This window comes from Thermus sp. NMX2.A1 (assembly GCF_000511705.1).
In the GTDB taxonomy this organism is placed as follows: Bacteria; Deinococcota; Deinococci; order Deinococcales; family Thermaceae; genus Thermus; species Thermus scotoductus.
The window spans coordinates 35390-43540 of sequence record NZ_ATNI01000056.1 but is presented as its reverse complement, the minus strand read 5'-3'; the positions used below and the strand labels follow the sequence as shown (position 1 = coordinate 43540).

General features: G+C 70.5%; 7 protein-coding genes and 1 pseudogene. 5 read left to right on the top strand and 3 right to left on the bottom strand.

Annotation, left to right across the window (positions count from 1 at the left end):
• Window positions 1-67: 67 nt before the first annotated feature.
• The 5 genes from TNMX_RS06090 (at window position 68) to TNMX_RS06075 (ending at window position 5100) form a co-directional block, all read left to right on the top strand.
• A complete protein-coding gene (locus TNMX_RS06090) occupies window positions 68-1693 on the top strand; it encodes an acyl-CoA dehydrogenase family protein (RefSeq protein ID WP_084221136.1) in 1626 nt (541 codons plus the stop codon).
• Entirely contained in the window at window positions 1690-1833 is a 144-nt protein-coding gene (locus TNMX_RS13010) for a hypothetical protein (RefSeq protein WP_011174487.1), read from the top strand. Before TNMX_RS06090 ends, TNMX_RS13010 begins: the two co-directional genes overlap by 4 nt.
• A gap of 131 nt (window positions 1834-1964) precedes the next feature.
• Window positions 1965-3395 carry a glycoside hydrolase family 36 protein gene (locus TNMX_RS06085; RefSeq protein WP_038030400.1) on the top strand — a complete coding sequence of 477 codons (1431 nt, stop codon included), beginning with the start codon at window positions 1965-1967 and terminating at the stop codon, window positions 3393-3395.
• Entirely contained in the window at window positions 3379-4428 is a 1050-nt protein-coding gene (gene galT / locus TNMX_RS06080; protein WP_038030398.1) for a galactose-1-phosphate uridylyltransferase, read from the top strand. The genes TNMX_RS06085 and galT overlap by 17 nt, the downstream gene beginning before the upstream one ends.
• A gap of 18 nt (window positions 4429-4446) precedes the next feature.
• The gene (locus TNMX_RS06075) at window positions 4447-5100 is read left to right on the top strand and encodes a YbgA family protein (protein WP_084221135.1); all 654 of its coding nucleotides are present in this window, start codon (window positions 4447-4449) and stop codon (window positions 5098-5100) included.
• A 30-nt stretch (window positions 5101-5130) separates the two neighbouring features.
• On the opposite strand, the gene TNMX_RS06070 is transcribed toward TNMX_RS06075, so the two are convergent.
• The 3 genes and pseudogenes from TNMX_RS06070 to crtI form a co-directional block, all read right to left on the bottom strand.
• Window positions 5131-5532, bottom strand: a complete 402-nt coding sequence (locus TNMX_RS06070; protein WP_235283807.1) for a nucleotidyltransferase domain-containing protein — start codon at window positions 5530-5532, stop codon at window positions 5131-5133.
• A 9-nt stretch (window positions 5533-5541) separates the two neighbouring features.
• Window positions 5542-6541, bottom strand: a pseudogene (gene fni / locus TNMX_RS06065) (type 2 isopentenyl-diphosphate Delta-isomerase).
• On the bottom strand, window positions 6538-8106 hold the full coding sequence (gene crtI, locus TNMX_RS06060; protein ID WP_038030394.1) for a phytoene desaturase family protein: 1569 nt from the start codon (window positions 8104-8106) through the stop codon (window positions 6538-6540). The pseudogene fni and the gene crtI overlap by 4 nt, the downstream one beginning before the upstream one ends.
• Window positions 8107-8151: the final 45 nt, after the last annotated feature.

Genomic DNA, 8151 nt, shown 5'->3' with positions numbered 1-8151 from the left:
TCCCTCCTTACATGGTTGGGGACTTTCGCAGGGGGCGCATCCCCCAAATGGGGGAGGGGCCTGTATAATGCCCCTGCATCAGGAGGAGGTAGTGGAGTGGATCTCGTACGCCTACGGCAAGAACCACTACGAGGCGGACCCGGAGCTTAGGGACCTCCTCCGCCACTTCTGGCCCGGGGCGGGGGAGAGGGAGGCGGAGCTCCTCGCCTGGGGCGCCTACATGGGGCGGGAGGTCTACGAGGCCGCCTACCACATTGACCAGGACGCGGGTCCCGAGCTCGTCATGCACGACCTGGACGGGAACCGGGTGGACCGGGTGCGCCTGTCGCCCGTCCAGCGGGAAGTGCTCAAGCGCCTGCGCCCGATCGTCCGCCCGCCCTACGAGGGAGGGAGCTGGCACCACCACTTCGCCCTGGGCTACCTTTTGGCCGACGGCGGGCTCTACTGCATCCTCACCATCACCCACCAGGTGGCCTACCCCATCCACAAGTACGCCCCCGGGCTCGCCTCTTGGAAGGATCGGGTCCTCTACGGGGAGGCCTTTGGGGCCACCTGGATGACGGAGATCCAGGGGGGAAGCGACCTCGGGGCGAACCGCACCGTGGCCCGCAGGGAAGGGGAAGTCTGGCGCCTTTACGGGGGGGACAAGTACTTCGCCTCGGGGGCGGGGCTTGCCGATGTGGCCCTGGTGACGGCGCGGCCCGAGGGGGCGCCCCCCGGCCCCAAGGGGCTGGCCCTCTTCCTCCTGCCCAGGCTGGACCGCGAGGGGCGCCTGAACTACCGGGTGCGCCGCCTCAAGCGGAAAAGCGGCACCCGGGCCGTGCCCTCGGGGGAGGTGGAGCTGGAGGGGAGCGAGGCCTACCTCATCGGCCGGGCGGAGGAGGGGATCTACTACACCCTGGAGACCCTCACCGTCTCCCGCCTGGCCAACGCCATCGCCGCCATGGGGATCGCCGCCAAGGCCCTCTTGGAGACGCGGGAGCGGGTGCGGCGGCGGCAGAGCTTCGGGAGATTCCTCGCGGACCATCCCCTGGTGCGCTACGACCTCCTGGACCTCGCCGTGCGCCAGGCGGGGGGGCTGGCCTTGGCCCTGGCGGCGGTGGAGGCCTTTGACCGGGCCTGGCACGAGAGGCCCCCTTACGGCGAGGCCTACCACCTGGCCCGCTTCCTCTCCCACCTGGCGAAGAGCCGCACCGCCGAGCACAGCGCCGAGATCACCCGCCTGGCCATGGAGCTCTTCGGGGGGCTGGGCTTCCTGGAGGAGTACGCCGTGGCCCGCTGGCACCGGGAGTCCCTGATCACCCCCATCTGGGAGGGGCCGAGCAACATCCAGGCCCTGGACCTCCTGGAGGCCATGCAGAAGAAGGGGGCCCATAGGCCCTTCCTCGCCTGGCTGGAGGCACGTCTGAAGGGGCGGGGCGAGGAGGCCGAGGGGGCCTTGGCGGCCGCCCGCAAGACCCTGGACCGCCTCGCCGCCCTCGAGCCCGAGGCCGCCCAGCTCTCGGCCAAGACGGCCCTGAGGCGCCTGGCGGACGCCGCGGCGGTGGCGGGCCTCCTCGAGGCGAGCGCCACCGCCGGGCCCCGCTACCGGGAGCTCGCCGGGCTTTACGCCCGCCGCTTCCTCCTCGGGGAGGACTACCCGCCCGAGGCCCTGGGCGCGCGGGCGTTGTACCTGCCCGAGGGCGGGGCGTGAGGCCGCTTCCCTTCGCCCTCGCCTGGGGCCTCGGCCTCGGCGGGGTCCTCTTCCTGCCGCCCATCCCTGAGGGGTGGGGAATGTCCCGCCTCGAGGCCCTGGCCGCCCTCCCCTGGGTTCTGGCGCGGCGCCTGCCCTGAGGGCCTTGGTAGCTTGGGGATATGGACGGCTTGGCCTGGGAGAGGCTTCGCATCCGGATAGGGGAGAGGGGTGCCCGCGTGGGGCCTCGAGGCCAGGCCGGGTGGGGTACCCTGGGCGGCAAGGAGGGAGGATGAGGCTGAACCTAGGAGGAGCGGAGGTTTTCCTCAGGGCGGAGGGCCTGGAAGAGGCCCCGGGGGGAGTGCGCCTTTGGGGCAGGGAGGTGCGGGTCTTTCCCCCTTTCCCCGCCAAAGGGTTCTTCCGCCACGGCTGGCAGAGCTGGAGCCTCGCCGCCTGGGTGGACCCCGCTCGGGCCCCCACGCCCCTCCTCCCCGAGGCGCGCCGCCCCCAGGCGGACGACCCCTTCCTCCTGGAGGCCGGGGCGTGGTGGGGAAGCGGCGTGGGGGCCCTGAAGGGGCCCGATGGGAAGGTGCTCCTTTTGGGCGCCCTGGACCTTGGGGCCAGGGTCCTGGGCCGGGAGGACCTCCTCCTCGGCCGCTACGCCGAGAGGGGCGGGGCCTGGTTCCTCGCCTACGGCCCGGAGGAGGAGGTCTTCGCCGCCTACGCCCGGCTTCTCCCCAAGCGCCTTTCCGGGAGGCCCCCCAGGGTGTGGTGCTCCTGGTACAGCTTCTACACGAGGATTAGCGAAGACCTCCTTCTTCGGGTTCTGGACGAGGTGGCGGCCTTCTCCTTTGAGGTCTTCCAGATAGACGACGGCTGGCAGCGGGCCCTCGGGGACTGGGAGCCCAACGAACGCTTCCCCCGGGGGATGGCCTTCCTCGCAGAGAGGATCCGGGAACGGGGCTTAAGGGCCGGGCTTTGGTTCGCCCCCTTCCTGGTCACGGCGGATAGCCCCCTCTTCCAAAAGCGACCCGACTGGGTGCTGAGGGACGAGGAGGGGAGGCCCGTGCGGGCGGGTTTCAACTGGGGCAGGCCCCTCTATGCCCTGGACGCGGGGAACGAGGAGGTGGTGGAGTGGGCCGCGGACCTCGTGCGTAAGGCCCTCGCCTGGGGCTACGACTACCTGAAGCTGGACTTCCTCTACGCCGCCGCCCTCCCGGGGGCCGAGGGGGAGGCCCGCTACCGGAAGGCCATGGCCCGCCTGCGGGAGGCGGCGGGGGAGGCCTACCTCCTCTTCTGCGGGGCCCCCGTCCTCGCCTCCCTGGGCCTCGCCGACGGCCTCCGGGTAGGCCCCGACGTGGCCCCCTACTGGGACAACGAGGAGCGCTCCTTTTGGCTTGCGGACCCCACGGGACCGGGCCTAAGGAACGCCCTCCGCTCCACCCTTCACCGCCTCTGGCTCATGGAGAACGTCCATGTGGACCCCGATGTGGTCTATTTCCGCACCCGCTTCAACCTGCTTTCCCCCGAGGAGATGCGGCTTCAGGAGGCCTTGGCCCACTTCACCGGCTTCAAGGCCACTTCCGACCCGCCCTCGTGGCTTCTCCCGGAGGAGAAGGGGCGCCTCGAGGCCTTCCTCGCCCGGGAGGTCCCGGTGCGGCGCCTCGGCCCCTACCGCTTTAGGGTAGGGGAGGAGGAGGTGGACTATGCCCCCCTTCTATAAGCGCCTCCACCGGAAGAAGGACGGCCGGGAGCTCTTTCTCTACGGCCTAATGCCCCTCGAGGGCCCCCCTCTTCCCGAACACGCCGAGCCCTTCCGCCCCGCCCCCCACCTCCGCTACCACCCCTTGCGGGGGGAGTGGGTGGTCTACGCCGCCCACCGCCAGGGGCGCACCTTCCTCCCCCCCAAGGAGCACTGCCCCTTGTGCCCGAGCCGGGAAGGGGGCTTCCCCACGGAGATCCCCTTCCCCTCCTTTCAGGTGGCCGTCTTTGAAAACCGCTTCCCCTCCTTCGTGGAGGAAGCCCCTCCCCCTCCCGAGGGGCTTCCCGTGCCCGCGGGGAGGGCCTTGGGGCGGTGCGAGGTGGTGGTCTACACCCCCGCCCACACGGGAAGCCTCGCCACCCTCACGGAGGAGGAAAGGCTCCTTTTGGCCTGGGCGTGGCGGGACCGGTACGAGGCCCTCTACGCCCTTCCCGGGGTGCGCTTCGTCATGCCCTTTGAGAATAGGGGAGAGGCGGTGGGGGTCACCCTCCACCACCCCCACGGCCAGATCTACGCCTACCCCTTCGTGCCGCCCGTCCTGGAGCGGGAAAGCCAGGCCTTCCGGGAGAGGCCCGTACTCCTTGAGCTTTTCCCGAACCTTGGGCCCTACGTGGTGGACGAGGAGAAGGGCTTCCTCGCCTTCGTCCCCCCCTTCGCCCGCTACCCCTTTGAGGTCTGGGTGGCCCCCGTGGAAAGGCACCCCGGTCCCTGGACCTTCTCCGAGGGGGAGATGGCGGCCTTCGCCAGGCTCTTGGGCCGGGTGGTGGCCCGGTACGACGCCCTCTTTGGGGAGCCCTTCCCTTACGTCATGGTCTTCCACGCCGCGCCCTTGGGGGAGGAGGCCACCTTTCACTTCCACGTGGAGTTCTACCCCCCGAGGCGCACCCGGGACAAGCTCAAGTTCCTGGCGGGGACGGAGCTCGGGGCGGGGACGTTCGTGGTGGACGCCCTGCCCGAGGAGACCGCGAAGGCCCTTAGGGCGGCGTTGCCGTGACGGCCAAAGCCTAGGCGTGTGGAGGGCTTCCTCCTCAAGAACCGCTCCCCCTCCTGCGCCCTGAAGGACGCCAAGCTCTACGCCCACGCCGAAGGGGGCGGGGTGGTGGGGAAAGGCCCCGGGCTTTTTGCCCAGGCGGTGGAGGAGGCCTTCCCCCTCCTTCCCAAGGAGGACGAGGGGAGGCTCACCAACCCCCGCATCCGGGCCTACTTCTTCACCCGCATCTTCGCCCTGGCCCGGCTTCGGCGGGTGGAGGACCTCCCCGGCCTCATGGCCTTCCACGCCCGCTACAAGCTCCTCCTCATGGCCTACAACCAGAAGGAGGCGAGGGCCCTGGGCCGCCTCCTCGCCGGGGCTAAGGGGAGGCCCTTTCCCAAGGTCCATGGGGCCTACGAGGAGGGGTTTTTGCGGGCCACGGAGAGGCCCTGGCGTCTCGGGGCCATGGCGGACGCCCTCCTCCACGCCTTCGGCCACTTTAAGAAGGCCCTCGCCCCAAGGGAGAAGGCCCACTTCCTGGATCTCCTTGCGGACTTCCGCGAGGAACGCTTGCCCCTCGAGGCCCCCCTGGCCCTCCTCGCCTCCTGGGCCCGGCGCTTCGCCGAGCCCTACGTGGAGGCCCAGGCCCTCCTGGAGCCGTATCCCCGCGCCCTGATGCACGTCCCCGGGGCCTAGAGGAACCGGGCGAAGACCCGGCCCAGGGCCTCAAGACGGGTCAAGCCACCTCCGTTTTATGGCCTCCCGCTGGACCCGAAGGAGGGGCTCGGTGTCCCACCATTCTCGGGCCACGCGGGAGACGTAGCTTCCGAGGTCAAAACCTTCGCGGAGAAAGACGGGCTTCCCCATCACGGCGAGGAAGGCGAGAAGGGGCGGGGCCCTGTGGAGGAGGACCAGGTCCACCCGTTCCAGCCCCGCTTCCACCAGGGCCCCCAGGACCTCGAGGGTGGGGTCGGGCTCCTCCGGGGAGAGGAGGAGGGCGAGGTCCCAGTCGCTGTCCGCCCGCGCCCTTCCCTCGGCGCGGGAGCCGAAGAGGAAGGCGGCCTGGACCTGGGGAAAGCGGGCGAGGACTTCGCGAAGGCTTTCTTCCGGGGCCCTCACGCCCCTCACGCCTCCAGTCTACACCCGCTCCACCCGCCCCCGGGCCTCCTTCGGGCTCTTGGCCCCGATAGCGAAGAGGGCGGTCCTGAGCTCCTCCAGGTAGTCCCCGATCCAGGCGGCCACCCTTTCCGCCCCCTCCAGGGCAGGCCTGAGGAGGGGGCGGGCCGCCGCCAGGAGGTCCGCCCCCAGGGCCAGGGCCTTGGCCCCGTCCGTCCCCGTGTAGACCCCGCCGGAGGCCACGAGGGGGAGGTGGGGCAGGACCTCCCGCACCTCGAGGATGGCCCTCGCCGTGGGGATCCCGATCTCGCAGAGCTCCGGGTGGCGCACCTCCCCGAAGCGCACCCACTCCTCCACCCGGGCCCAGCTCGTCCCCCCGGCCCCGGCCACGTCCACCGCCGCCAAGGGCAGGTCCCGTAGGGCCAGGGCCGCCTCCCGGGAGAGGCCGTGCCCCACCTCCTTCACCATCACGGGGAAGGGGAGGGGGAGGAGTTCGGCGAGCCTCTCCACCAGGCCCCGGAAGTCCGTGTCCCCCCGCTGCACCGCCTCCTGGAGGGGGTTCACGTGGAAGGCGAGGGCGTCCGCCTCCAGCATCTCCACGAGCCGGAGGAGGTCGTCCCGCCCGTAGCGCCTGAGCTGGGCGAGGCCCAGGTTGGCGATGAGTAGCGCCTTTGGGGCCACCCGGCGCACCCGGAAGCTCCTTAGGGCCTCGGGGCGCTCCAGAAGGATCCTGCCCGAGCCCAGCATCATCCCCACCCCTAAGGCCTCCGCGGCCTCCGCCAGGGCCAGGTTGATCCTCTCCCCGTTTTCCTCCCCCCCCGGTCATGGCCCCGATGAGGAAGGGGGCCTTCAGGGTCTTCCCCAGGAAGGGGGTGGTGAGGTCCACCTCGCTCAGGGCGAGGCCCGCCAGGGCCTGGTAGCGGAGGCGGAAGCCTTCCAGCCCCGTGGTGGTCTTCTGGTAGGCCACCTCGCCTTCCAGGCAGGCCTCGAGGTGCTTCCGCTTCCTCTCCCGGATGTTCACCCCCGCGCCTCCAGAAGGCCCTTAGGGGCCTTTTCCAGGCCCAGGTCGTGGGCGATGAGCCGGGCCGTCATCTTGGCGGACATCATCACGCTGGGAAGCCCTGCCCCCGGCTGGTAGCTCTGCCCCACCAGGTAGAGCCCCTTCACGTCCTCGGAGCGGTTCTTGGGCCTGAAGGAGGCCGTCTGCCAGAGCACGGGCTCGGGACCGAAGGCGTTGCCCAGGTGGCTATTCAGGGTCCACTGGAAGTAGTCCGGGGTGATGAAGTGGGTGTAGACCAGGCGGTCCATGAGCCCGGGGAGGTACCCCGCCTCGTCCAGGTAGCGGAGGGCCTTTTCCAGGTACTCTGGGCCGAGCCTCCCCCAGTCCAGGCCGCTCCCGTTGTGGGGCACAGGGATCAGGGTGTAGGCGGCGTGGTGCCCGGGAGGGGCCAGGGAGGGGTCGGTGAGGGTGGGGAGGTGGAGGTAGTGGGCGAAGTCCTCGGGGAGGACCTTTCGCCAGAAGATGTCCCGGAGAAACCCCTCGTAGCGGTGGGAGAAGAGGACGTTGTGGTGCCTAAGCCTTTCCCCCTCGTCCCCCCGGGCCCGGAAGCCGAAGTAGGCCACGAAGAGGCTCATGGAGAGCCTGGTGCGCTTGAGGCGCCAGTCGCCGTTCCAGGTGCGGTCCTCGGGGGCGAGGAGCTCGCCGTAGGTGTGGACGTAGTCGGCGTTGGAGACCACGAGGTCGGCCTCCAGCTTCTCCCCGTCCTGGAGGACCACCCCCACGGCGCGCCGCCCCTTGGTGAGGATGCGGCGCACGGGGGCGCCATAGCGGATCTCCCCGCCAAGCTCCTCAAGCTTCCTGACGAGCCCCCGCACCAAGGCCCCCGTCCCCCCCATGGCGAAGTGCACCCCCCAGCGCCGCTCCACGAAGTGGATCATGGCGTAGAGGGCGGGCACCTGGAGGGGGTTCCCTCCGATGAGGAGGGGCTCAAAGGAGAAGATCTGCCGGGTCTTGGGGTTCTTGAAGTAGCGGGAGACCACGCCGAAAAGGGGCCGCACCGCGTCCAGGCGGAGGAGGTCCGGGGCCACCTTGAGGAGGTCCAGGAGGCTTCCGAAGTGGGTGAAGCCGAGTTCCAGAAAGCCCTTCTGGAAGAGGGCCTTGGCGTGGGCCTCAAAGCGGCGGTAGCCCTCGAGGTCCTCCGGGGCGAGGCGGGCGACCTCGCCCTCCAGGTGCTCGGGGTCGTCCTTGTAGTCAAAGTAGGTGCCGTCCGGGAAGTGAAGGCGGTAGAAGGGGTCCAAGGGGACGAGCCTCACGTAGCGCTCCGTGTGCTTAAGCCCTTCCTCCTCGGGGAAGTCGGGGTAGAGCCTGGGGTCGCCTGGAGCGGTGGCGAAGAGGTCCTCCAGGAAGGGGGGGACGGTGATCACCGTGGGCCCCATGTCAAAGGTGAAGCCCTCCGCCCGGTGGACGAAGGCCCGGCCTCCGGGCCCCGGGAGTTTTTCCAGGACCAGGACCTGAAGGCCCATGGCGGCGAGGCGGATGGCCGCGGAGAGCCCTCCTACCCCGCTTCCGATGACGATGGCCCGCATGGGGAGGAGTCTACCAGGCCACCCCCCCGGCGAGTTGGGCCTGGC